25 protein-coding genes are annotated in these 24,193 nt (G+C 70.5%); 5 read left to right on the top strand and 20 right to left on the bottom strand.

What is annotated here, in order from left to right:
- Positions 1–74: 74 nt before the first annotated feature.
- The 4 genes from ABT061_RS31540 to ABT061_RS31525 form a co-directional block, all read right to left on the bottom strand.
- Positions 75–344, bottom strand: a complete 270-nt coding sequence (locus tag ABT061_RS31540) for an SUKH-4 family immunity protein (RefSeq protein WP_350924817.1) — start codon at positions 342–344, stop codon at positions 75–77.
- On the bottom strand, positions 341–1,087 hold the full coding sequence (locus tag ABT061_RS31535; RefSeq protein WP_350924815.1) for a toxin glutamine deamidase domain-containing protein: 747 nt from the start codon (positions 1,085–1,087) through the stop codon (positions 341–343). The genes ABT061_RS31540 and ABT061_RS31535 overlap by 4 nt, the downstream gene beginning before the upstream one ends.
- A gap of 498 nt (positions 1,088–1,585) precedes the next feature.
- Positions 1,586–1,969, bottom strand: coding sequence for a hypothetical protein (locus ABT061_RS31530; RefSeq protein ID WP_350924813.1), 384 nt, complete (start codon positions 1,967–1,969; stop codon positions 1,586–1,588).
- Between the two features lie 86 nt (positions 1,970–2,055).
- On the bottom strand, positions 2,056–2,475 hold the full coding sequence (locus ABT061_RS31525; protein WP_350924811.1) for a hypothetical protein: 420 nt from the start codon (positions 2,473–2,475) through the stop codon (positions 2,056–2,058).
- 628 nt (positions 2,476–3,103) lie between these two features.
- Between ABT061_RS31525 and ABT061_RS31520 the strand changes: the two genes are divergently transcribed.
- Positions 3,104–4,507 (top strand): serine hydrolase domain-containing protein, encoded by a 1,404-nt coding sequence (locus ABT061_RS31520; protein WP_350924808.1) that lies wholly within the window; start codon positions 3,104–3,106, stop codon positions 4,505–4,507.
- A 415-nt stretch (positions 4,508–4,922) separates the two neighbouring features.
- On the opposite strand, the gene ABT061_RS31515 is transcribed toward ABT061_RS31520, so the two are convergent.
- The 6 genes from ABT061_RS31515 to ABT061_RS31490 all read right to left on the bottom strand — a co-directional run bounded on the left by ABT061_RS31515 (position 4,923) and on the right by ABT061_RS31490 (position 10,884).
- Entirely contained in the window at positions 4,923–6,635 is a 1,713-nt protein-coding gene (locus tag ABT061_RS31515) for a molybdopterin-dependent oxidoreductase (RefSeq protein ID WP_350924806.1), read from the bottom strand.
- 247 nt (positions 6,636–6,882) lie between these two features.
- A complete protein-coding gene (gene rdgB / locus ABT061_RS31510; protein ID WP_350924804.1) occupies positions 6,883–7,521 on the bottom strand; it encodes an RdgB/HAM1 family non-canonical purine NTP pyrophosphatase in 639 nt (212 codons plus the stop codon).
- A 56-nt stretch (positions 7,522–7,577) separates the two neighbouring features.
- Complete coding sequence (gene rph / locus ABT061_RS31505) at positions 7,578–8,294, bottom strand: ribonuclease PH (RefSeq protein WP_350924802.1); 717 nt, start codon at positions 8,292–8,294, stop codon at positions 7,578–7,580.
- 5 nt (positions 8,295–8,299) lie between these two features.
- On the bottom strand, positions 8,300–9,052 hold the full coding sequence (locus tag ABT061_RS31500) for an MBL fold metallo-hydrolase (RefSeq protein ID WP_350924800.1): 753 nt from the start codon (positions 9,050–9,052) through the stop codon (positions 8,300–8,302).
- Between the two features lie 105 nt (positions 9,053–9,157).
- Entirely contained in the window at positions 9,158–9,904 is a 747-nt protein-coding gene (gene murI, locus ABT061_RS31495; protein WP_502991515.1) for a glutamate racemase, read from the bottom strand.
- A gap of 188 nt (positions 9,905–10,092) precedes the next feature.
- Positions 10,093–10,884 carry a thioesterase family protein gene (locus ABT061_RS31490; RefSeq protein WP_350924795.1) on the bottom strand — a complete coding sequence of 264 codons (792 nt, stop codon included), beginning with the start codon at positions 10,882–10,884 and terminating at the stop codon, positions 10,093–10,095.
- A 365-nt stretch (positions 10,885–11,249) separates the two neighbouring features.
- Here ABT061_RS31490 and ABT061_RS31485 point away from each other — a divergent pair, with 365 nt between their 5' ends.
- Positions 11,250–13,100, top strand: a complete 1,851-nt coding sequence (locus ABT061_RS31485) for a DUF3352 domain-containing protein (RefSeq protein WP_350924794.1) — start codon at positions 11,250–11,252, stop codon at positions 13,098–13,100.
- Positions 13,101–13,250: 150 nt separating this feature from the next.
- On the opposite strand, the gene ABT061_RS31480 is transcribed toward ABT061_RS31485, so the two are convergent.
- The 6 genes from ABT061_RS31480 to clpS all read right to left on the bottom strand — a co-directional run bounded on the left by ABT061_RS31480 (position 13,251) and on the right by clpS (position 16,208).
- The gene (locus ABT061_RS31480; protein WP_343975498.1) at positions 13,251–14,198 is read right to left on the bottom strand and encodes a PLP-dependent cysteine synthase family protein; all 948 of its coding nucleotides are present in this window, start codon (positions 14,196–14,198) and stop codon (positions 13,251–13,253) included.
- A 91-nt stretch (positions 14,199–14,289) separates the two neighbouring features.
- Positions 14,290–14,568, bottom strand: coding sequence for a MoaD/ThiS family protein (locus tag ABT061_RS31475; RefSeq protein WP_030906436.1), 279 nt, complete (start codon positions 14,566–14,568; stop codon positions 14,290–14,292).
- An 89-nt stretch (positions 14,569–14,657) separates the two neighbouring features.
- Positions 14,658–14,813, bottom strand: coding sequence for a hypothetical protein (locus ABT061_RS31470; protein WP_350924791.1), 156 nt, complete (start codon positions 14,811–14,813; stop codon positions 14,658–14,660).
- Between the two features lie 37 nt (positions 14,814–14,850).
- Positions 14,851–15,267, bottom strand: a complete 417-nt coding sequence (locus ABT061_RS31465; RefSeq protein WP_343975506.1) for a M67 family metallopeptidase — start codon at positions 15,265–15,267, stop codon at positions 14,851–14,853.
- A gap of 9 nt (positions 15,268–15,276) precedes the next feature.
- Positions 15,277–15,801 (bottom strand): DUF2017 domain-containing protein, encoded by a 525-nt coding sequence (locus ABT061_RS31460; protein ID WP_030906442.1) that lies wholly within the window; start codon positions 15,799–15,801, stop codon positions 15,277–15,279.
- 119 nt (positions 15,802–15,920) lie between these two features.
- Positions 15,921–16,208, bottom strand: coding sequence for an ATP-dependent Clp protease adapter ClpS (gene clpS, locus ABT061_RS31455; protein ID WP_030906445.1), 288 nt, complete (start codon positions 16,206–16,208; stop codon positions 15,921–15,923).
- Between the two features lie 52 nt (positions 16,209–16,260).
- Between clpS and ABT061_RS31450 the strand changes: the two genes are divergently transcribed.
- The 3 genes from ABT061_RS31450 to ABT061_RS31440 all read left to right on the top strand — a co-directional run bounded on the left by ABT061_RS31450 (position 16,261) and on the right by ABT061_RS31440 (position 18,888).
- Positions 16,261–17,538, top strand: coding sequence for a nicotinate phosphoribosyltransferase (locus tag ABT061_RS31450; RefSeq protein ID WP_502991517.1), 1,278 nt, complete (start codon positions 16,261–16,263; stop codon positions 17,536–17,538).
- A gap of 4 nt (positions 17,539–17,542) precedes the next feature.
- Positions 17,543–18,118, top strand: coding sequence for a nicotinamidase (locus ABT061_RS31445; RefSeq protein ID WP_350924785.1), 576 nt, complete (start codon positions 17,543–17,545; stop codon positions 18,116–18,118).
- A gap of 188 nt (positions 18,119–18,306) precedes the next feature.
- Positions 18,307–18,888 carry a hypothetical protein gene (locus ABT061_RS31440; RefSeq protein ID WP_350924783.1) on the top strand — a complete coding sequence of 194 codons (582 nt, stop codon included), beginning with the start codon at positions 18,307–18,309 and terminating at the stop codon, positions 18,886–18,888.
- Between the two features lie 45 nt (positions 18,889–18,933).
- On the opposite strand, the gene ABT061_RS31435 is transcribed toward ABT061_RS31440, so the two are convergent.
- The 4 genes from ABT061_RS31435 to ABT061_RS31420 all read right to left on the bottom strand — a co-directional run bounded on the left by ABT061_RS31435 (position 18,934) and on the right by ABT061_RS31420 (position 23,863).
- On the bottom strand, positions 18,934–20,685 hold the full coding sequence (locus ABT061_RS31435) for a DEAD/DEAH box helicase (protein WP_350924781.1): 1,752 nt from the start codon (positions 20,683–20,685) through the stop codon (positions 18,934–18,936).
- Positions 20,686–20,845: 160 nt separating this feature from the next.
- Complete coding sequence (locus tag ABT061_RS31430) at positions 20,846–21,691, bottom strand: hypothetical protein (protein ID WP_350924779.1); 846 nt, start codon at positions 21,689–21,691, stop codon at positions 20,846–20,848.
- Positions 21,692–21,789: 98 nt separating this feature from the next.
- Positions 21,790–23,178 (bottom strand): MFS transporter, encoded by a 1,389-nt coding sequence (locus tag ABT061_RS31425; protein WP_350924777.1) that lies wholly within the window; start codon positions 23,176–23,178, stop codon positions 21,790–21,792.
- On the bottom strand, positions 23,156–23,863 hold the full coding sequence (locus ABT061_RS31420; RefSeq protein ID WP_350924775.1) for a zinc metalloprotease: 708 nt from the start codon (positions 23,861–23,863) through the stop codon (positions 23,156–23,158). The genes ABT061_RS31425 and ABT061_RS31420 overlap by 23 nt, the downstream gene beginning before the upstream one ends.
- Positions 23,864–24,193 lie beyond the last annotated feature (330 nt).

The raw sequence follows: 24,193 nt of genomic DNA, 5'->3' as shown, positions 1-24,193 counted from the left end.
GAACCGAACCGAACACTCCCTGATCCGGCCCGGCGTGGCAGGACGGGGTGAGCATGGTGGCCGGGACGTCTTCGTTATCGGGGGCGGCGTCCCGGCCACTGCTCCGCCACCGTCTCGGGGTTGAGCAGCGGCCGGATGACGATCTCGCCGGTGGCCCGGTCGATGACCACGCACCCGGAGCCGACGGTGTCGGGCAGCACGCTGGGGTCGTCGGAGTCGGGCTCATTCGCCCAGGCGACATAGCCCTCTTGAAAGGCATAAATCCTGATTTCGACGGCGGCGCCCGCGCTACGGACGCCGTTGAAGTACTCCTCCGCCACCGCCCTGGCCTGGTCCGGGTTCACAGCCGCCGCCCCTCCCTGTCGATCACGACGCAGAACACACCGGTCACCGACTCGTACGGCGGCTCCACCGCCATGTGCCCCCGCTGCCCGTCGATCCAGATCACCTCGCCGTCGAAGTTCACCGCGTTCCACGCGTGGCTGCCCCCGGCCGGCCAGCGGTTGACGACCATGGCCGAGGAGCCGTGCCCCCCGGCCAGCAGCGCCTGCGCGATCGGGAGGTAGGCGTGGCGCCCCTGCCCCACGTACTGGAAGCGCTGTCCCAGCCACCGCTCCGCCCTGGCCACTCCCCCGGCCTCGCCGCTGAGCAGCGGCCTGCCGACCCGGTCGTACTCGGGCCGCCGGGGCGCGGCCACCGCCGGGGCTCCGTACCAGGTGGAGAGCACCGACAGCGCGCAGTCGATCGCGTTGGTGGCCCGGAACGGGTCGTCGGCCGGCCCGGTCCCGTTGATCAGCCTGATCCACATGCCGCGCGGGTCGGGGAAGCGGCGCGGGGTGCCCTGCTCGGTGAGGGGGACGGCCCGCAGCATGTCCTCCTCGGTCTGCGGGTCGGGCCTGGCCAGGCCGCCCGCCACCCCGTACGGCCGGCACTGGTCCAGCCGGGCCGGCCCCCAGCGCATCCGCTCCCGCTCCCGGGGCACCGCCGCCGCTGGCACCTGAAACTCCAGCTCGAAGTCCCGCCACCGCTGCCCGTCCACGGTCACCACGGGGTTGTACATCCCCGAGGCCAAACTCCACTCACTCACCGGCTCCCCCGTCCCCCAACCCCTGGGAGCCAGATAGTAGAGCGACTCCCAACACGGCACGGCGGAGTTGACCATTTACAGGGGCGGCGACCAAGGACTTTCTGTCCTCTGGGGGATTTAACACGCTGTCAGCGTGCTAAATCTCCCAGAGAACGTAGCTTCCCCCGGGACACTCGCAAGAGATCGTTTCCGGCCCTGGCCAGGGGACTGATTCATGCTCTGACCTGGCGAAATACGATTTCGCCTTTGAGGGGACTGTTTCACGGCGTCTCGCTGTGGATCACCAACGCCGACCAGCGGCGGGCCATACACGGGCCAGCGGCCCGCGCGGTTTTCCCTGCTCCTGCTCGGTGTGACGGCCGGGGCAGATGGCACATCCTTCCCGCGCGTCTTTCCCCTACCCCAGCCACCATCAAATCCGCGCGCCGCGCACTTCTTCTCATCCCGGAGCCAGAGCGCCCCCGCCGGAGGCATTGTTCTGACCGCGCGATGAATATTTCATGCCTTTCTTCTGCCGGCTCTGGGCTGGGCTTGCCTGCCTGCCGGGGTCATCTCACCACTGGCTCGCTCTCCGGTGGGATAGTTCTCCAAGGCTTTCATGATCTCGGGAGCCAGTGCCTCTGCCAGCGCGGGCGCCAGAGCATCGGCCAAGGCGGACGCGAGAGCCTGGGTGACCAGGAGTCTTTCGACGATCGACGCCATCGGCATCGTGCGCGGTGCCGACGCGATAGCCGTTTCGATCAGGGTCGCCATCGAGTCCCCGCCGAGTACGCGGGCCTTCGTGGACTGGCCGGCCTCGCTGAATATGTCGCGGATGAGGTCGTCGATCAATGACTCCACCGGCTCATGTCCGGCTGACTTGTCAGCGTCCTCCGTCGCCATGGTGTGCTCCTTTGCGGTTGATGTGAACCGTCCCCCAGTTGCCGATTTCGCCGGCGACTGGGGGACGGTGTCCTTACCTGTGACCGCTACCGGCACGCGAGAGCGGCGAGCAGGAGCGGGTTGTCGATGATGCCCTCTTCGCCCCCTTCGCGGCGGCGCATGAGCGCGGCAAGCAGGAGCGGGTGGCCAATCAGACTCCTACCGTGTTGCCTCCGGCGACGCATCAACATCGCGAGCAGGAGCGGGTGACCGATGCCGCCTTCCCCACCCTCCTCGCGGCGACGCATCAACGTCGCGAGCAGGAGCGGGTTGTCGATGATGCCCTCTTCGCCCCCTTCACGGCGGCGCATGAGCGCGGCAAGCAGGAGCGGGTGATCGAGGCCGCCTTCCTCCACCTCTTCACGGCGGCGCATGAGTGCGGCGAGCAGGAGCGCCCCGAAGGCGCGCTCTTCGCCCTCGCGCTCGGGTGCCTCGGTGGGTGCGGGGCGCTCCGTGGTTGTCGTCATATGGTTTCCCCTTCAGCGTTTGCGGTGCGCGCACCGTTTTCGTAAGAGCCATACGAACCGTACCCACGCCCAATGGGCCATATTCGCGAAACCGAACCTTTTGGATGCCGCCCGACCTGCCGTTTTGCTATATCAATCCCATTTTATTGCATCACCAAGATGAGCGTAAAAGTGGACCTAAAAATAGCAACAAGAATGTCTTATTCGTGTTGCATTGAAAGCGCCGTGGTCGGGATTTTATGTACGCGTCTCCCTCGGGGTGGTGTTTCACGGCGTCACGGATGAAGTGGGCCGAGGCGTAGCTCCGCCGCACGCCGCACGACCACCTGTTCCCCTCCCACGTGGAGGGTCATCCCTGCCCCGTCGTGCCGGGTATCCCATCCATCCGCTGCCCTGCGCAACGCCCGGCGGACCTGGCGGATCGCCGCCGCAACAACAGCTTCTTGCCCGCCGGTGAACCCGCGAACGCGACCGGTGCGAGGCGGAGTCAGACGCCACGCTCTTCGATCGTGACCGGCGCCGCGTTTCGCGATCGAACGGACCGGCCCACAAGACCGACCGGGTAGATCGATAGGTTGGTTTGCCCGATGTCGCCCTGACACGGGCCGCAACGCAGGAACGGGAGACGATGACACCCGATGACCGGATCAGCGCACTCGTCCTTCAGGCGTCTCGCCGGCTGAGCGATGCCTGTGACTCGGGCGAGGTGCCCGGAGCCGCGCTCGCCGTCGCGGCCGGTGGGACGACCGTGCTCGAAGCCGCGTTCGGGCTGGCGTCGGTCGAGGACGGCGTTGCCGCCACGGTCGACACCCCCTTCAGCCTGGCCTCCGTCACCAAGCCCATGGTCGGCACCGCACTGGCCGTCCTGGCCGAACGTGGCGCGCTCGATCTGGACGCCCCGGTGTCGCGTTACCGGCCGCTGCCCGGCCACGGAACGGTCCCCACCCTCCGGCAGGTCGCCAACCACACCGGTGGTTTCCCGACGTTCCTCAGGTTCTTCTACGGCGACGAGATCGATCGGGCGCCGAGCAAGAACGACCTGCTGCGAGCCTACGCCCGCGTCGTGTTCCCGCCGGGAGTCCGGCAGACGTACTCGAACGTCGGCTACGAGCTGCTCGGCGCGATCATCGAGGAGGTCACCGGCTCTCCGCTGGCGGACGCGCTGTCCGAGCTGGTCTTCGAACCGTTGGAGATGTGGTCGGCCCGGTTCGGTGAGCCGGACGGCGGCCTCGGCGCCGCCCGGCGTCACACCTCGTCGGGATCGGCGTACCCGCCCTACGTCACCGGGCACGGCGCGGCGGCGGAGGCCTGGTGCAGCGTCCGGGACCTGCTCCGTTTCGGGCTCGCGCACGCGGGTGGCACGAGCGCCCTGCCCGCCGAGGCGCTTGCCGCGAGCCACCGTCCCACCGCGCCGTGGCCCGGCGCCGACGGCTACGGGATCGGCTGGGGCGTGCGGCGCCACGGTGATCTGTCCCTCGCCTTCCACGGCGGCAGCATGGGCGGGGTGGCCGCCTACCTGGTCGCGGTCCCCACCGCGGGGATCGTGATCGCGGCCCTGGCCAACGTGCAGAGCGGCAGGGAGCTGCTGATCTCGGTGACCAACGACATCCTGGCCGCCCTGCTGCCGGGTTTCACGCCGCTGACACGCGCCGACGGTTCACCCGACGGCGACCCGCTCTCCGCACCGGCCGCCGAGGTCGGCGGCGAGTGGTCGGGAAGCCTCGACCTGCCCTCGGGGGCGGTGCCGCTGTTCCTGTCGATCGCCCCGGACGCCTCCGGCACCGCCAGGTGGAACTCCACCGAACATGCGATCACCGGGCTGCGCGTCACCGGCTCCTCCGTCACCGTGGAGCTCGACGGCCTGGTCGACACCCCGGACCTGGCCGCACGACCGCACGCCCCGGCCCTCTGGCTGCACCGTACGACGGCGACGGAACTCGCGGGCGGTCTCGCGGCCATCGGCGTCCAGAACGCCGACCACCCCCTGCAGCCCGACATCGTCGTCTGGCCCGCCTCGCTCCGACGGGCCTGACCCGACCGGCATTCCCTTCTTGTCCACCTGCGAGCGGAGGTACCCACCCGAGCCAGGACAGAACGCTCCGCGGTTGATCCTTGCCACCGTCCGGACAGGCCGGGGCAAGCGCTGTGCGCCAGCCGGCGAAATCGTTCCGGACGTTGGAAGTGAACAGATCCATGTCTTCGCTGGGGCGGTTCACCGAGAGGCATTCGCGAGCCCTGCCAGGCCTTCCCGGGTAAGGTTCTGGAGCTTCCGCGCCCCGGCTATCCGCTCCCCAGCGTGCTCGCTACGCTCGGCGTACGTCAGGCCGGGATTCCAGTCCTGCCCGGTCATCTCGGTGCCTTCCTCGCGACTGCGCGGCGTCTCCACGATAACGAGCCACCCCTGTCAACGATTGAGAACCACCGGGATGGTTTGAACACGGCCTGAGTCAGCCGACCCGTACCTGGATGGTGTGCCAGCCGGTGGCGCCGTCCGGGGCCACCGGGGCGCGGTCGGCGGTCTGGGTGTAGCCGGTGGCGTCGGTGGCGCGGACCTCGATGGTGTGGTCGCCGGGGGTGGCGTCCCAGTCGTCGAGGACCCACTGGCGCCAGGTGTCGGCGGTGGGGGCCTCGGCGAGGCGGGCCTGACGCCACTGGCCCCGGTCGACGCGGACCTCGACCGCGTCCACGCCCTTGTGCTGCGCCCAGGCGACGCCCGCGACGACGGTGCGGCCTGCGGAAATGCTCGCGCCGTCCCTGGGCAGGTCGATGCGGGACTCGGTCTTGATCGGCCCCTTGGCGGACCAGCCCCTGGGCGTCCAGTAGGCCTCGTCCTCGTCGAAGCGGGTGACCCTGATATCGGTGACCCACTTGGTGGCCGAGACGTAGCCGTACAGGCCGGGAACGACCTGGCGGACCGGGAAGCCGTGGTCGACGGGGAGCGCCTCGCCGTTCATACCGAAGGCCAGCAGGGCGTCGCGGCCGTCAAGGACGACGTCGACCGGGGTTCCGGCGGTCCAGCCGTCGGCGGAGGTGCTGAGCAGCATGTCGGCGTTCTTGTGGACGCCCGCGTCGCGCAGCACGTCGGCCAGGCTGACGCCCAGCCAGCGGGCGTTGCCGATGTAGGGGCCGCCGACCTCATTGGAGACGCAGCAGAGCGTGACGTCGGCCTCGACCACGGTGCGCTTCATCAGGTCGGCGAAGGTGAGCTCGACCGGGCGGTCGACCATGCCATGGATCTTGAGGGTCCAGCTGCTCGGGTCCACCTGGGGGACGACCAGGGCGGTGTCGACCCGGTAGAAGTCGCTGTTCGGGGTGACGAACGGCGACAGACCCTTGATCCTGAGATCGACCCCGGCGGGCAGCGGCGCGAGGGGGGTCGCGGGCCTGGGCAGCGTGATGCCGTTGCGCGCCACACTCACCTCGGCCCGCCCGGACAGCATCCGCCCGGCGACCCCGGCCACTCCGGCGACGGCGACGCCGCCGAGCACACCGGTCAGCAGGCCCCGGCGGTCGAACGCGCGCAGATCCCTCCCGGCCCGCATGACCGGCGGCGTGGCCGGCTCGGGCCGTTCCTCGGCCTCCGGCGAGCCCTGCTGCGCCGCCTCCTGCTCGATCTCCCACGGTCCGGCGCCGTGCGCGGCCCCCGCCGCGCCGCCGGGCGTCGGGTGCCCCCGGTCGCCGTACGGACCGGTCGAGGCGCCGGCGAGCTCTTCGACGGGCACGAGGGAGCGGCGGATGATCCGTCTCAGCGCGAACATGCCCGCACCGACGCCGACCACGGTCGGCAGGACGTCCGCGAGCCCGGCCTCCGGCCGGGTCAGCACGGCGACGACTCCGACGAGGCCGAAGGCGGCCAGGCCCGCCAGGCCGTACCGGACGTCGCGGGCGGCGGCGATGCCCAGCGCGGCGGCGATGAACGCCATGACCACGAAGATCCCGCCGAGCAGCACGACCTTGTCGTTCTCGCCGAAGGTGCGGATCGCCCACTCCTTGAGCACGGCCGGGGTGAGGTCGACCGCCGCGTTGCCCACCGCGACGATCGGGAAGGCGGAGGGGTTCACCAGGCCCGCGACGAGCAGGGAGACCCCGACCGCCACCGCACCGGACACCAGGCCGATCAGCGCCGCGGCCCACGAGGGCATGCGCCTGTTGCTCTGCATACCTCCGACGCTACGCCCATCGGCGAGCGGGGGATCTTACGCCGCGATTACAGGCCGACTCGAGCAGTCGCCCCTGGTCGTCGTCTGCTCCCCGGACGGGCTCCGCCGAGGAGCACGAGATCGTCGCCCCCAGCGTGAGCCGCGCCGCGAACCACGAGATCGTCGTCGCGGCTCTCTCGTACGGGCTCCGCCAGGGGGCCCCAGCGCGAGCCTCACTGAAGCCGCAGCCGGGCTCAGCGAAGGAGCGTCAGACGAGCATCTCGGCGAGGATGGGGGCCAGGGCGCGGAAGGCGCGACCCCGGTGGCTGATGGCGTCCTTCTCCGCGGCGGACAGCTCGGCGGTGGTCCGGGTCTCGCCCTCGGGCAGCAGGATCGGGTCGTAGCCGAAGCCGTTGACGCCGCGCGGGGTGTCGATGATCACGCCGTGCAGCGCCCCCTCGGTCACCCGTTCCTCTCCGGAGGGGAGCGCCAGCGCGGCGGCGCAGGCGAAGTGCGCGCCCCGGTGCTCGGCGGGCACGTCGGAGACCTGGGCGAGCAGCAGGTCGAGATTGGCCAGGTCGTCGCCGTGCTTTCCGGACCAGCGGGCGGAGAAGATGCCCGGCATGCCGTTCAGCGCGTCGACGCAGAGGCCGGAGTCGTCGGCGATCGCCGGCAGGCCGGACTGCCGGGCCACCGCGTGTGCCTTGAGCAGGGCGTTCTCCGCGAAGGTCAGGCCGGTCTCGGCGACGTCGCCGATCTCGGGGAACTCCTCAAGCCCGACGATCTCCACCGGGACCTCGGCGTCGGCCAGGATCCGGCGCAGCTCGGCGATCTTCCCGGCGTTCCGGGTGGCGAGGACCACGCGGGGCCTGCCCATATCGCTCTCGTGCACAACGGCCCCGCTCATGACCAATCCCCTTGCCTCGAATTCGGTCACACCCTACCCACCCAGGCGGAAAACGCTTATGCCAGGGCCTCCCGCTGCAGGCGGGTGAGCTCCGCGCAGCCGGCCGCACCGAGGTCGAGCAGCTCGTCGAGGGCGGCGCGGTTGAACGGCTTGCCCTCGGCGGTGCCCTGGACCTCGACGAACTCGCCGGAGCCGGTCATCACCACGTTCATGTCCGTCTCGGCGGCGACGTCCTCGGTGTAGCAGAGGTCGAGCAGCGGCGTCGAGCCGACGACGCCGACGGAGACCGCCGCGACCGAGTCGACCAGCGGGTCGGCGCCGCACATCTTCCGCTTGCGCATCCAGGCGATCGCGTCGACCAGCGCCACGTACGCGCCGGTGATGGCGGCGGTGCGGGTGCCGCCGTCCGCCTGGAGCACGTCGCAGTCGATGACGATCGAGTTCTCGCCGAGGACCTTGTAGTCGACGCAGGCGCGCAGCGAGCGGCCGATCAGGCGGGAGATCTCGTGCGTACGGCCGCCGATCTTGCCGCGTACCGACTCGCGGTCGTTGCGGGTGTTCGTGGCGCGCGGCAGCATGGCGTACTCGGCGGTGATCCAGCCCTGACCGCTGCCCCGGCGCCAGCGCGGCACGCTGTCCTGCACGGAGGCGGCACAGAGCACCCTGGTGCCGCCGAACTCGACGAGCACCGAACCCTCGGCGTGCGTGATCCAGTCGCGGGTGATGGTGACGGGGCGGAGCTGATCGGGAGAACGTCCATCTGCACGAGCCATGCAGTTCACCCTAGGTCATACCGGACCCCGCTTCGTGCGAGTTCCATCCGCCCGCCGAACCCGCCGCGAGAGGCGTCCTCCCTGACCCGGTCGTGGTCGTTCCAGGGCACCAGGTGGGTCAGTACCAGGGTCTCCACGTCCGCCCTGGCCGCGTGCTCGGCCGCCTGGCGGCCGCTCAGGTGCAGGTCGACGGGGAGTCCTGGCCGGTCGAGGTGTGACGCCTCACACAGGAACACGTCGACCCCCGAGGCGAGCTTGACCAGTTCGGCGCTCTCACCGGTGTCGCCCGAGTAGGCCACCGAGCGCCCGCCGTAGGAGACCCTGAAGCCGTAGGTCTCCACCGGGTGGTTCATCAGCGCGGCCGTCACCTCGAACGGGCCGACCTCGAACGTTCCCGGCGTCAGCCCCACGAAGTCGAAGGCCGACTCCAGCAGCGGCTCGTCCGGCATCGCGTAGGCCGAGTTCAGGCGCCGGCGCGCGTCGGCGGGCGCGTACACCGGCACCCTGGGCAGCGGCCCCTCGGGCGAGTAGGTGCGGACCACGTGGTACGGGCACATGTCAAGGCAGTGGTCGGCGTGCAGGTGCGACAGGCAGATCGCGTCCACGTCGTACAGGCCGATGTACCTCTGGAGTGCGCCGAGCGCGCCGTTTCCGAAGTCCAGCAGCATGCGGAACCCCTCCGCCTCCAGCAGATAGCAGGAGGAGGGGCTGTCAGGACCGGGAAAACTCCCCGAGCATCCAATGATCGTCAGTTTCACGGCGGCCTCCTACGGTTCACGTTGCGGCGCCGCGCGGCACGGCGCGGGCGCCGATGGCCGCCCCGCCCCTCTCCGGCGCTCCCCCTACGGAGCGCCGGAGCACCGTCACGCACGATGCCCGTTGTTTGAAACATCCCCCACCAACGCCGCCTCGACCGCCTCGATCTCCGGTCCGAGGAACCGTCGTCCGAGGTCGGCGAAGAGGTCCGCGTCTCCGGTGGCGCGGAAACGGTGTCTGGGCGCGCCCCCTACGGCGGCCAGACCCCGGTCGTGCAGGATGCGGTACACGTCCTTGGCCGTCTCGTCGGCGCTGGACACCAGCGTGACGCCGTCTCCCACCACGTAGGAGATCGGCCCGACGAGGAGCGGGTAGTGCGTGCATCCCAGGATCAACGTGTCGCACCGGTCGGCGAGCACCGGCTCCAGATACTCGCGGATGACGGCGATGAGCTCCTCGCTCATGGTCTCCCCGCGCTCGACGAACTCCACCAGGCGCGGCGCCGCCACTGTGGTCAGCCGGACGTCGGGGGCCGCGGCGAACGCGTCGTGGTACGCCATCGACTCGATGGTGGCCCTGGTCCCGATCACCCCGACCCTGCCGTTGCGGGTGGCGCGTACGGCACGGCGGGTGGCCGGCTGGATCACCTCGACGACCGGCACGTCGTAGCGCTCGCGGGCGTCGCGGAGCACCGCGGCGCTGGCGCTGTTGCACGCGATCACCAGCATCTTCACATCGTGCTCGACGAGGTGATCCATCACCTCCAGCGCGTAGGCGCGGACCTGCGCAATGGTCTTGGGGCCGTACGGCTGCCTCGCCGTGTCCGCCACGTAGAGGACCGACTCGTTGGGCAACTGATCGATGATCGCCCGAGCCACCGTGAGGCCGCCGACACCACTGTCAAAGATTCCAACGCTTGCTTGCGACACAGTTCCCAAGGCTAGGCGACCTGGGTCGATCGAACACGGTAAGAATCCTCACACCGCCGATTGCCGACTCGGCCGGGTACTTTTCCGGTCTCGCCCGGCCGGCTCCGCGAGGGTCAGCCCCGGCCGACCCGGGCCAGCTGGCGGGACTGGGCGACCAGGCGGCCGGTGGAGTCCCAGACCTCGACGTCCTCGTCGAACCAGCCGTCACTGATCAGCCTGCCTCCGGCGATGAGGGTCAGCCAGCCGGGAGCGGGCAGGGCGCGCAGGTGCCAGGTGAGGTCGACGGTGGGGGCCCAGCCGCGCTCTCCGGCGGAGAAGACCACCGGCGGCAGGCAGTCCACGGCCAGCGCCAGCACGTACGGGTCGGGATCCTGCGGCTCGGCCATCCGGAAGTAGGCGCGGGCCTCGGGGCGGCCGCTGGGCCTGCCGTCGAGCCAGCCGATGGTCGGAGGGTCGAACGCCAGGTCCATCTGGGCGTTGAGCGTCATGTTCGACTCGGTCTTGGGGGCGGGCAGCCGGAGGCACTGCTCCATCGGCGGCATCGCCACCGAGGGCCCGTCCGTCCAGTCGGGGGCGGCGCCGCCGAGGGTCGCGGTCGTGACGAGGCACTCGATGATGGAGTCGCCGTCCCTGACCAGGCTGGCCCGGGTCATCGTGGCGGTGCGGCCGGTCTTGATCTGCTCCAGGCGCACCTGCGCGGGGCCGGGGACGGCGGCGCGCAGGAACTGGGCACTGGTGGTCACCGGGTGCTCATGGGGGGAGGCGTCCACGACCGCGCGCAGCAGCACGGCCATCAGGTAGCCGCCGTTGAGTGGGCCGCCGATCGAGTATCCGGGGTCGAGACACACGTCGTAGGTGGTCTCGTCCACCCGAATGGCCCCTGTCGCCTCGTCGAACTTCGTCATGCACGCTCCCGAACCTTGTTCTAGACGGCTCACTTTACCTACTCCCCGCCGCCTTCGCCTCCCCGGCCCCCCGGACGCTCCACCACCTGGGCCGGACCCGGGCCCGAAATGAGGCCGAGGGCACCCGAGTCGCAAGATTCCCCGCGGTTTCCCGAACCGCCCAGGGCGGCGGAAAAGTCGAAGCCCACAGGGAGAAGGACATGACGATCACCTGCGGAAACAGTGCGGTAAGACCTGACGAATCCCTAGCAAGCGAGCTCAATCCCGCTTAGATGCACCAATCACATGGTTAGTTCAATGCAAGCGGCTTGCTAGCAAAGTGCACTAACTTCTCCATATCCACGAAGTCCACATTGTGAGTGATCATGCCTGCCAACAATCCCCCAGACCAGTCGCCCACGCCGGATCAGCAGCCCGACAGGACGATCGCCTACCGTTGGAACGAGGGCGCGCAGCGAAGCGACCAACCGCACACGCAGGTCTACCCCCAGAACGGCCAGCCCGGATACCCCCAGCCCCAGCAGGGTTACCAGCAGGGGCAGCCCTACCCGCAGCAGGGCCAGCCCCAGCAGAACCCCCAGCAGGCGTACGGCCAGCAGAAATACGGGCAGCCGGCCGGCCAGCAGAACTACGGACAGCCGACCGGCCAGTCCTATGGCCAGCAGCAGCCCGGCTATCAGCAGCAGAACTACGGCCAGCAGACCTATCCGCAGCAGGCGGGGAACTGGCAGCAGGGCCCCGACTTCCTGGGCCCGGGACAGCCGACCGGAACCCCGCCCCGCAAGGGCGGTAAGGGCTGGCTGCTCGCGGCGATCGTCGCGCTGGTCGTGGTCCTCGTGGGCGGCGGCGGCGTCTTCGCGGTCAGCCTGCTCAGCGGCGGCGGCACGCAGCCGCACGACGTGCTGCCCGCCAACGCCATCGGCTACGTACGCCTTGACCTCGACCCGGCCGCGAACCAGAAGCTGGCGCTGTTCGGCATCGCCAGGAAGTTCACCGTCACCAAGGACTCCTTCACCGGCGACGACCCGCGCCAGGCCATCTTCGACCTGCTGAAGAAGGAGTCCGGCAGCCTCGGCAAGGTGAACTACGCCACCGACATCGAGCCGTGGCTCGGCGTCCGCGTCGGCGTGGCCGCGGTGCCGGCCGCCAAGGGTGCCAAGGAGCCCAGTGCCGTGGTGGCCGTCCAGGTCACCGACCAGGACAAGGCCAAGGCAGGTATCGCCAAGCTGATGGGCAAGGAGAAGTACGGCATCGCCTTCCGCGACGACTACGCGCTGCTCAGCCCCACCCAGGCGGAGGCCGACCAGGCCGCGGCCGCCGCGCCGCTGTCGGAGAACGCCACCTTCTCCGAGGACCTGAGCGCCCTCGGCGAGACCGGCGTCCTCTCCTTCTGGGCGGACGCCGGCAAGATCGCCCAGCTGACTCCCGAAGTGGCGTCCCAGGACCCCGCCACCCTCGCCCAGATCAAGAACGTCCGGGTGGCCGGCGCCCTCCGCTTCGACAGCGGGTACATCGAGCTCGCGGGCATCAGCCGCGGCGCCCAGAATCTGGACATGGGCACCCCCGAGGCCTCCCGGATCAGCACGCTTCCGGCCTCCACCGCCGGCGCGGTCTCGATCTCCGGTCTCGGCGAGGTGATCGGCAAGCAGTGGACGCAGCTCATGAAGTCGGCCGACGCGGCCGGTGGCGGCGGCGTGCAGCAGTTCGTCGACCAGGCCAAGCAGCAGGCCGGACTGTCGCTCCCCGACGACCTGGTGACGCTGCTCGGCAAGAACATCACCCTCGCGCTGGACGCAGGCGGCCTCGACGGCGACCAGCCGAAGTTCGGCGCGAAGGTCGTCACCGACCCGGCCAAGGCGCAGGAGGTCGTCGGCAAGATCGAGAAGTACCTTGCCGCCACCGGGACGGCCGTCCCGCAGTTCGCCAAGGTCCCCGGTGACGGCACCTTCGTCCTGGCCAGCTCGCAGGAGTACGCCGCCGAGCTCGACAAGGACGGCGCCCTGGGCGACAGCGAGACCTTCCAGCTCGCGATCCCCAACGCCGACGAGGCGACCTTCGCCGTCTTCGTCGACCTGGACAAGATTGAGAAGCTCTATCTCGAAGGCCTGCAGGGCGACGAGAAGGCCAACCTCCAGGTGCTGCGCGGTGTGGGCGTGAGCGGCACCCAGTCGGGCAGCGAGGCGACCTTCTCGCTGCGGCTCCTGCTCAACGAGTAGCTCCCCCTCGGTTCCCCTCGGGAACGATGAAGGGCGGGCGTCCCACCGGGACGCCCGCCCTTCATCGTTCACCTGTCATCCGGCGCCCGGTGCCGTTCCCGCCACAGGCCTCACGGAACCCGCCGCCCGACCCGTCGCGGAAACCTCACATCAGGCCCAGAGCTGGCCTTCGAGCCGCTCCTCGGCCTCGTCCAGCGTCCCCTCGTAGGCACCGGTGGACAGGTACTTCCAGCCGCCGTCCGCGACCACGAAGACGATGTCGGCCCGTTCCCCCGCCTTGACGGCCTTGGCCGCCATGCCGAGCGCGGCGTGCAGCGCGGCTCCGGTGGAGACCCCGGCGAAGATGCCCTCTGCGGCCAGCAGCTCCCGGGTGCGCCGCAGCGCGTCGGCGGAGGAGACGGAGAAGCGCGTGGTCAGGACCTCGGCGTCGTACAGCTCGGGGATGAAGCCCTCGTCGACGTTGCGCAGGCCGTACACCAGCTCGCCGTAACGCGGCTCGGCGGCGACGATCTTCACGTCGGGGACGTGCTCGCGCAGGAACCGGCCGACGCCCATCAGGGTGCCCGTGGTGCCCAGACCGGCCACGAAGTGGGTGACGGAGGGCAGGTCCTCCAGGATCTCCGGCCCGGTCGACTCGTAGTGCGAGCGCCAGTTGGCCGGGTTGCCGTACTGGTAGAGCATCACCCAGTCGGGGTTCTCGGCGGCCAGCCCCTTGGCGACCCTGACCGCCTCGTTGGAGCCGCCCGCCGCGGGCGAGGAGATGATCTGCGCCCCCCACATGCGCAGCAGCTGGCGGCGCTCCTCGGAGGTGTTCTCCGGCATCACGCAGATCAGCTGGTAACCCTTGAGCCGGGCGGACATCGCCAGCGAGATGCCGGTGTTGCCGCTCGTGGGTTCGAGGATGGTGCAGCCCGGTGAGAGGAGCCCGTCCTTCTCCGCCTGCTCGATCATCCACAGCGCCGGACGGTCCTTGATCGAACCTGTCGGGTTGCGGTCTTCGAGCTTGGCCCAGATCCGCACGTCCTCCGAGGGCGAGAGCCTGGGCAGGCCGACCATCGGGGTCCGGCCTACCGAGTCGATCAGTGAGTCAAAGCGCATGGTGTACGGCTTCCGCCTCTGTAGTCCTACCAACGACAGCGAGGTGCGCCGCCCGCCTCGTGAGATCTCGCGAGGCGGGCGGCACCGCGCACTAGCGGGAGCCGCCGGCCACGGCGGGCAGGACGGTGACCGTGTCGCCGTCGGCGACCGGGGTCTCCAGCCCGCCCAGGAATCGGACGTCCTCGTCGTTCAGGTAGACGTTCACGAAGCGGCGCAGCGCACCCTTGTCGACCAGGCGCTCCTTCAGCCCGGGGTGCCGGGCCTCCAGGTCGCCGATCAGCTCCTCGAGCGTGGCGCCCTTGGCGTCGACGGCCTTGGCACCGTCGGTGTAGGTGCGCAGGATGGTCGGAATGCGAACCTCAATGGCCATCGCGGGTCAATCTCCTTGTGTCGTCATGGGAGTGATAGCCCACCGGTTTCGGAACACCGGCGAGCACCGGGGGATTCCAGAAAAGCCGGTCAGCGACAGTCGTAGACGACCACGAAAGGCGTGTGCGCGAACAGGAAGTTCTGTACGGGCGCGATGCCCGCGTGCCGTGCCCGGGGGCCGGGACGCGAGCGCACGACGTCCTCCTGGCTCGGGGCGGCGGTCAGCATGCCCACCAGCTTACCCAAAGGGACAATCCACCACACGGCCGTACACCCGGGACGGTCACCCGGAGGTGATCGTCACCTTCTCCTCGCTCACCACACCGTCGACGATCCGGTACGAGCGGAACTCGGCCTCCGCACCCAGCTCCTCTCGGGTGGAGACCAGCACGTAGTGGGCTCCCGGCTCGGCGGCGTAGGAGATGTCGGTGCGGGAGGGGTATGCCTCGGTGGCGGTGTGCGAGTGGTAGATCACCACCGGCTCCTCGTCGCGGTCGTCCATCTCCCGCCAGACGCGCAGCTGCTCCAGCGAGTCGAACCGGTAGAACGTCGGCGACCGCTCGGCGTTCTCCATGGCGATGAACCGTTCGGGAGAGTCGGAACCGACGGGCCCGGCGATCACACCGCAGGCCTCGTCGGGGTGGTCCGCCCGAGCGTGCGCGATGATCTTGTCAACCAGTTCCCGAGAGATCGTGAGCATGCCTGAAAGCTACCAAAGGGCTCGGACCAGGGTGTCCTGGAGGTAGGTCAGCCAGTCGTAGATGACGTACACCGGATAACGGGGGTCGTGCTCCGACATGTCGGCGATCTCGTCGTGCACCTCCTCGGTCACCTCCAGCCGGGTGCCGAGCGTGAGCCGCACGTCGTTCAGCGCGCGCATCCACGCCTCCGCCTGCTCCCTGGTCAGCTCGACCCGGCCGGGCTCGGCGCTGTCGAGCATCGCCTTGGCGTCGGCCCGCTTGCCCTCGCGCAGCGTCGCCTCGGTGTACCGGCGAAACTCCGCGGCCGCCTCACCGTCCTCGTACGCCGAGGGGAACAGCCTGGCCAGCACCGGATCGTTGGACTGCTCGGACGCGCCGATGCCGAGCGCCCTCTCCAGCGGATCGTCGCCGGTCTCCCCCGGCTCTATCAGGCCCAGGGTCTGGGTGACCAGCGAGCGCAGGATCGACACCTCGGCGGCGTCGAAACCCGTGACCACGCCGCCCTCGCGCCCCGGCTTGAACCCCGAACTCATCTCTCGCCCACCATTCCTCGCGGGCTCCGCCAGAGACCCGCCCGTCGTCTGGGATCGGCCCGCCGCCCGCCGCCGCACGACGACGGACCGCGACGGGCGGCACCGGACCGCCCGCCCGCTCACGAATCCCGCTGGACCGTGGCCCACAGCCCGTAGGAGTGCATGATCTGCGCGTCGCGCTCCATCTCCTCACGGGTGCCGCTGGAGACCACCGCCTTGCCCTTGTGATGCACGTCGAGCATCAACTTCTCCGCCTTCTCCTTGGAGTACCCGAAGACGGTCCGGAAGACGTACGTCACATAGGACATCAGGTTGACCGGGTCGTTCCAGACGATCGTCAACCATGGCAGATCGGGTCTTACGTCGATTGACGGACGCTCGACCTCTGTTGGAGCGGTGCTACCCACATTCACCAGTCTGCCCTACCCCGGGATTAGTCTTCGACTCGTGACAGAGAGCATGAGCACCGCGTTGCTTACCGATCACTATGAGCTGACGATGCTGGAGGCGGCGCTGAGAAGCGGCGCCGCCTCCAGGCGGACGGTCTTCGAGGTGTTCGCGCGGCAGCTGCCCGGTGGGCGGCGCTACGGGGTCGTCGCGGGTACCGGCCGGGTGCTGGAGGCGCTGGAGTCCTTCCGCTTCGACGAGGAGTCGCTGGCGTTCCTCGAAGACAACCGGATTGTCGACGAGCCCACCCTGGCCTTCCTCGCCGGATACCGGTTCTCGGGGGACGTGGACGGCTACGCCGAGGGCGAGTGCTACTTCCCCGGTTCCCCGATCATGACGGTGGAGGGCACGTTCGCCGAGGCGGTGCTGCTGGAGACCGTGATCCTGTCGGTGCTCAACCACGACTGCGCGATCGCCGCCGCCGCCGCTCGCATGGTCGGCGCCGCCGGGACCAGGCCGATCATCGAGATGGGCTCGCGACGTACCCACGAGGCGGCGGCCGTGGCCGCCGCGCGGGCCGCCTACCTCTGCGGGTTCTCCTCCACCTCCAACCTCATGGCGGGCCGCGCGTACGGCGTGCCGACGGCCGGGACCGCGGCCCACGCGTTCACCCTGCTCCACGACTCCGAGGAGCAGGCCTTCCAGGCCCAGATCACCTCCCTCGGCACCGGCACCACGCTGCTGGTCGACACCTACGACGTGGCCCAGGCCGTACGGACCGCGGTGGAAGTGGCCGGCCCCTCCCTCGGCGCCGTCCGCCTCGATTCCGGCGACCTCGTCCAGGTGGCCCACGAGGTCCGCGAGCAGCTCGACGCGCTCGGCGCGCAGCAGACCCGGATCATCGTCACCAGCGACCTCGACGAGTACGCCATCGCGGCGCTGTCGGCCGCGCCCGTGGACGGCTACGGCGTCGGCACGTCGCTGGTCACCGGCTCAGGCTCGCCCACCGCCGCCCTGGTCTACAAGCTCGTCGCCCGCGCCGACGCCGGCGGGACCATGCGGCCGGTGGCCAAGAGGTCGGTGGGCAAGCCCAGCAGGGGTGGCCGCAAGAACGCCTTCCGCAGGCTCGACCCGGCGGGCACGGCGGTCGCCGAGCTGGTCACCGTCTCCGCCGACCTTCCCGCGGACGCCCGTCCGCTGCAGGTCCCGCTGGTCAGGAAGGGCGAGATCGTCGGCCGCGAGAAGCTGGACGCGGCCCGCGCGCGGCACCGAGAGGCCCTCGCCGAGCTGCCGGCCAACGCCCACCAGCTCTCCCGGGGCTACGCCGCGCTGCCCACCGTGTTTGACTGACCGCATGCCAACCGCACTGATCATCGTCGATGTCCAGAACGACTTCTGCGAGGGCGGCAGCCTTCCGGTCGGCGGCGGCGCCGAGGTGGCCGCCGCCATCTCCCGGTACACCGCCTCGCACGGCTACGACCACGTCGTGGCCACCCGCGACCACCATGTGGACCCCGGCTCCCACTTCGCCGCCGAACCCGACTACGTGAACTCCTGGCCCGTCCACTGCGTCGTCGGGACGGCCGGTTCGGACTTCCATCCCGCCTTCGACACCGGACGGGTGGAGGAGGTGTTCAGCAAGGGGGCCCACGCCGCCGCCTACAGCGGCTTCGAGGGCGTCACCCCCGACGGTACGAGCCTGGCCGACTGGCTCGGCGAGCGCGGCGTGGACACGGTGGACGTCGTCGGCATCGCCACCGACCACTGTGTGCGGGCCACCGCCCTGGACGCGCTCGCGCACGGCCTCTCCGTCCGGGTGCTGCTGGATCTCACCGCGGGGGTGGCCGCCCCGACCACCGAGGCCGCCCTCGCCGAGCTCGGCTCCGCCGGAGCCCGTCTCACCGGCACCCCGGTGGTCCGCCCGGCCTGACGGTCGTACCCCCTTGGCACGGTTCCCCGTCCTGTCCGGGAGCCCGGCGGGGGAAGGCCGTCAGGAGTGCCCACTCCGGGCATTCGAACGACTACCGGATCGGCATGGGTGGGTAAATCCGACCACCACCCGCCGCGACAGGAGTATCACGGAGAGCTGAGACCTCTTACTACCGGTGGTGACCTCATATGTTCGTGCTCGGTGTCTCCTGGCTGGTGCTGACCCCGCTGTGCCTGTGGAACCTTTTTCGCGGCGGGACGCTGGTGCGGCTGACGAGCGTGCTGGCGCTGGTCTCACTGGAGGTGGCCACGATCTGGACCACCACCACGATCCAGATTCCCCCGCGGACCCTCATCGCCGCGCCCTCGCCCTCGGCGGCCCGGATACCGGCTCCGGCCCCGGCACCGCAGGCGGCTCAGCAGGGCGCCCGGGACGTGCGGAGCGCCTCCTGCCCCGGCAGGATGCCCGCTCCCGAGCGAGTGCGGCTGGCCCGCCGCCAGGGCGCGCTGCGGGGTGTGACGCTCTTCTGGACGGCCAGGGCCGACGAGTGCGACACCGCGACCGTGGTCCTGCGCCACCGGAACCGCACGATCAGGGTCTGGATGCGCGACGGCGAGGCGGAGAGTCGTACCTCGGGCGCCACGACGCGGCCGGTGAGCGTCACCGGCGGCGTGGCCTCCCTTCAGGTGCCACTCGCGCAACCGGTGCGCGGCGAGGGCGGGTTCCGGGCGATCGACGGCCGGACCGGCAGGCCGATCGCCCTCGGCTGACCGGGCCGCGCCCGGCGCGAACGCCGGTGCGACCCGGTGGCCGGGTCAGTGGGAGCGCTGGGTGGCCCAGTGGCGGATCTTGTCGATCCGCTCCTGGATCTGCTCCGCGGAGGCCTGCGCGATGGCGGGACCGCCACAGGACCTGCGGAGCTCGGCGTGGATGACGCCGTGCGGCTGGCCGGTGCGGTGGTTCCAGGCGCCGACGAGGCCGTTGAGCTCCTTGCGGAGGTTGGCGATCAGCTCGTGCGGGGCGAGCTGCGGCTCCTTGGGCTCGGGCCTGTTCCGCCTGGCCTTCAGCTGATCGGACTGGCGCTTGCTCAGCAGGGTGCGGACCTGGTCGGGCTCCAGCAGACCCGGCAGGCCGAGGAAGTCCTCCTCCTCGGGGGAGCCGGTCTCCGCGGCGCTGCCGAACTCGCCGCCGTCGAAGAGCACCCGGTCGAAGGTGGCGACCGCCTCCAGGGTCTCGAACGGCAGCTCGTCACCCAGGACGTCGGGATTGTCCTTTTTGCGCTGGGCGTCCTCCAACAGGAAGTCGTCCAGCCCCTCCTCCGGGGGCTTGCGGTCGAGCACGTGGTCGCGCTCGGCCTCCAGCTCCGCCGCCAGCCCCATCAGGGTCGGTACCGAGGGCACGAAGACGGACGCGGTCTCGCCTCTCTTGCGGGCGCGGACGAAGCGGCCGACCGCCTGCGCGAAGAAGAGCGGGGTCGAGATGCTCGTGGCGTAGACGCCGACGGCCAGGCGCGGGATGTCGACGCCCTCGGAGACCATCCGGACCGCGACCAGCCAGCGCTGCTCGGAGGCGGAGAACTCCTTGATCTTCTTGGAGGCCGCCGGGTCGTCGGAGAGCACGACCGTGGCGCCCTCGCCGGTGATGGTCCTGATGTGGCGGGCGTAGGCGCGGGCGGTCTCGTGGTCGGTGGCGATGACCAGGGCACCGGCGTCGGGCACGCCCCTGCGCACCTCGGTCAGCCGCCGGTCGGCCGCCCGGAGGACCTGGCGAATCCACTCGCCCTTCGGGTCGAGCGCGGCCCGCCACGCCTGGCCGAGCTGGTCCTTGGTGAGCGGGGTGCCGAGGGTCGCGGCGATCTCGTCGCCGGCGCGGGTCCGCCAGCGCATCTCACCGGCGTAGGCGAGGAAGATGACCGGGCGGACAACACCGTCGGCGAGCGCGGGACCGTAACCGTAGGAGTAGTCGGAGACACTGCGCCTGACCCCGTCGCCGTCTTCGGCGTAGGTGACGAAGGGGATCGGGTTGATGTCGGACCTGAAGGGGGTGCCGGTCAGGGCGAGGCGCCGGGCGGCGGGCTCGAACGCCTCCCGTACGCCGTCGCCCCAGGACTTCGCGTCGCCCGCGTGGTGGATCTCGTCGAAGATCACGAGCGTCTTGCGCGCCTCGGTGCGTGCGCGGTGCAGTGCCGGATGCATCGACACCTGGGCGTAGGTGATGGCCACCCCGACGTAGTCGCGGGAGGTCGCGCCCTGGCTGTTCTTGAACTCGGGGTCGATCGCGATGCCGACCCTGCCCGCGGCGTCCGCCCACTGCTGCTTGAGATGCTCCGTCGGTGTGACGATGGTCACAGCCCGGATCATCCCTCTGGACAGCAGGTCGCTGGCGATGCGGAGCGCGAAGGTCGTCTTGCCCGCACCCGGCGTGGCGACCGCGAGGAAGTCACGCGGCTCACGGCTGGAGTACAGGTCAAAGGCCTCCTGCTGCCACGCGCGAAGCTTCGGCGCGGTGCCCCAGGCGGCACGGTCCGGATATGAAGGCGAGAGGTGGGATGCGGCGAAAGTGCTCACAGTGTCACCAGAGTAATCTGCGTCGCCGACAAGACGTGCCGATCGGCCGAGATCCTCGCCAAGGTCGCCTCCACGTGCTAGGGGTTCCGTCCCCCGGATCCTTCGCCCGCCGCGTCGCCGCCGATCGACGGGGCACGCCGCGGCTCACGGAGGCCAGACGTCAGCCCAGACCTGCGATCACTGTATCGATCTTGGCCCGCGACACGGGATCGTCCGGCTGGGCCACCCCGACCACGACCACCGGGCGCCCGCCGCCACCTGTGAGAAAGACCACGCGAAGGTAGGCCGGCCGGTTCACGATGTCCAGGTACTCGGCGCGCAGCGAGCGGGCGTGCCCGGTGCGCGCCCCCACGGCGATCTCCGTGTCGTCCACGACCTTCACCTTGTCGCCGTGGAGCAGGAGCCGCCCGTACAGGTCGCTGAGCTCGGCCGCGGCGGCGCGCACGTCGGCCGCGGGCTCCGCCGGCCTGACCATCACCGTCGTGTTGACCCCGTCGCCCGCGATCGAGGTGAACCCCGTGACGGGCGGCACCGTGCCCGCGAGCCAGCCCTCCGGCAGCCGGTAGCCGACCCCCGCGACCGGATCGGTCACCCGCCCCGGCGGCGGGTCCGGCACCGACCGCAGCACCAGCACGACCGCGCCGGCGATGACACCGCCGCCGACGACCAGGGTGAGCAGTACGAGCAGCAGGCCGCGCAGGCGCCCGGGGCGGGGCTGGGGCGGGGCGATGGGCGTGCCGTACCAGCGGGCCGAGGGCGGGAGGTCGTCGCCGGGCTCGGGTATCCGGGGAGGCCAGGTGAGGTGGGAGCGGCTGTCGGACGGCTCGGACTCCGGCGGCGGCCAGGGACGGCGCTCGTCGTCGAGGTCCGGGTCGCCGGGCGGCCACCCTTGGTCTTCCGCCTTCCGCGCGGCCTTCTGGGCGGCCTTTCTGGCCCGCCGGGACCGGCGCCCCCCGTCACGACCGGGCTCGTCCAACGGGTCCGACCGGCGAGGTCGTTCGTGCACGGGGCCTCCTCCCGGCGGTCACGGTCCTACCGTCCTACCATGCATCCCACGGCGTGGTCCGGCTATGGGTGATCGCTGTTACAGGAGTGACCAATGAGTCATGAGATGTCCCGCATACGCCGGGCCACGATCACCCCGAAGAGCCCCAGGGAGGCCATCAGGACGACGATCGTGGTGTAGCCGGTGGCGATGTCGTCGTGGCCGATCAGGTTGATCAGGACGCCGGCGAAACCGATGGTGAGAGCACCGCCCAGGGTGTCGACGACCTGGAGCGCGGCGGAGTTGGCGCCCTGCTCCGCGTCGGGTGACTGGCGCATCGCGGTGATGTTGATACTGGTGGTGCCGATGCCCATGCCGAACCCGGCGACGACCCAGGCGGGCACGGTGACCCAGCCGGTGATACCGGGTACGAGCGCGAGCAGGGTCAGCAGGATGCCCGCGGTGATCGCCGCGGAGCCGATCCCGACCAGCAGGGGCCGATCGTATGAACGGCGGCTCTGCAGGTAGGAGCCGGTGGTCCAGCCCAGGGCGCCGGTGGTGAGCGCGACCCCCGCCTCGGCGACGGAGAAGCCTCGCACCTCGGTCAGGAGCAGCGGGATGAAGGAGTTGACCGCGAAGAAGGCCGAGGCGAGCACCCCGCGCATCATGATCGTGGTGGGCAGGCCGCGGCCGAACCTGAGTGCCCCGGGTGGCAGCAGCCTGGGCAGCCCCACGGCGAGGAACACCAGCCCGGCCACGACGGCGACCCCGCCGGGCACCGGGGTGCTCTGCAGGCGGTCCACGCCGTACAGCAGCGCCCCGCCACCGCCCGCCGTGGCGATGGCGGCCAGGGTCATCGCCAGCGGCCTGGACCGGGGCCCGGTGGAGGGCTCGGGTGCCTGGTCCTGCCGGGCCCGCAGCGCGGGCAGGAGCATCACGAGGGCGGGGACGACGAGCGGCACGATGCCGTAGAAGACCCACCGCCAGCCGGCCGTCTCGGCGATGATCCCGCTGAGGGCCGGCCCGAGCAGGGCGGGGAGCACCCAGGCGGCCGACAGCGCGGCGAACACCCGGGGCCTGGTCTCGGGGACGTAGACCCGCGCGATCATCACGTAGATCGCCACGATGACGGCGCCGCCGCCGAGGCCCTGCACCGCCCGCGCCACGATGAACAGTTCCTTGGTCCCGGCGGCCCCGGCCAGGGCCATACCGGCGGTGAACAGTCCCACGCCGAGCAGGAACGGCCAGGCGTGCCCCCTCCGGTCGGACCAGAGGCCGGCGACGACGTTGGCGAGCAGGCCGGAGATGAGGAAGGCCGAGAAGCTCATCCCGTACAGGTCCAGGGCGTCGAGATCCGCCGAGACGGCGGGCATGACCGTGCCCACGGACATGCCCTCGAAACCGATCAGCGTGACGACGAGCAGGATGCCGAGGGAGGCGGTGCGGTACTGGGGGCCGAAGAGCCGGGGGGATTCGTACGGAGCGTCAAGTGCCTTCGGTACTGTCACCTGTCAAGGGTAGTGTCCGCCCCGGCTCTCGGTGTGCGACCCACATCTCCTGCATCCTGAGAGCCTGGCCGGAGGTGAACCCGGACATGCAGCGGTCGTCGGAGTAGTCCATGAAGTTGTGGATCGGGTCGGGCCCGTCCCCCTCGCAGGTGTCCTTGACCAGCGGGCAGCCCTCGGTGGGCTTCCCCTCGGGCGCGGTGTCGGCAACGCCGTCGCCCGTGGCCTCGCAGCCCTTCTCGAAGGTGTGCAGCAGTCCGAGCCAGTGACCGATCTCGTGGACCCCGGTGAACCCCCGGTCGAAGCTGCGCATCGCCCCGCCGGGCAGGCTGCGCCAGTCGACGACCACGCCGTCGAGAGCCGGCTCCTTCCGGTATCCGTAGGGGTAGGTGGAGTAGCCGAGCACCAGCTCGCTGAGCTGGGCGAGGTAGAGGTTGAGCGTCTCGGGGCCACCCCTGCGCATCCGCTTGATCGCCCGCTCGTGGGTGACGGGGTCGCGGAACCAGGCCGGGTTGACGGTGCGGGTGATGCCCTCCAGCCTGAACCGGATCCCGGTGTCCGCCCCGCCGAACTGCCCGGAGTAGGCGGCGTTGAGCGTGGCGAGCTGGTCGCGTACGGCGAAGTCGGGGGCGCCGAGGCGACCGTCGGTGATGACGTGCACCCAGGTGGGCACGGTGACCGGAAGCACGAGCGGAAGCGATCTCGACCGGGACCGTCCGTCGACGGGCAGGCGGGCGGGCGGCGCGACGAACGGCGCGGGGGATGACACCGGGGATGGCATGGGCGGCTCGGGCCCACGCCCCGGCGGCACGGGGCGGACCGCCCCCCGCACCATGACGTGAGCCGCTCCGGAGGCGAGGGCGCACCCGGGCGCGGCGGGTTCTCGGCCGGGAACGGGCACCGCCAACAGGCATGCGGAAAGAACGGCGATCGCACGCCGAAACATGGACTCCCCCGACAGATCCCAGCCACTGGTCGCTCGCCGCCCCCCGGCGACATCCCGACCGTAGCCTCATCG

Source organism: Streptosporangium sp. NPDC002544, from assembly GCF_040295965.1.
In the GTDB taxonomy this organism is placed as follows: Bacteria; Actinomycetota; Actinomycetes; order Streptosporangiales; family Streptosporangiaceae; genus Streptosporangium.
This window is presented reverse-complemented; position numbering and strand designations above follow the sequence as displayed.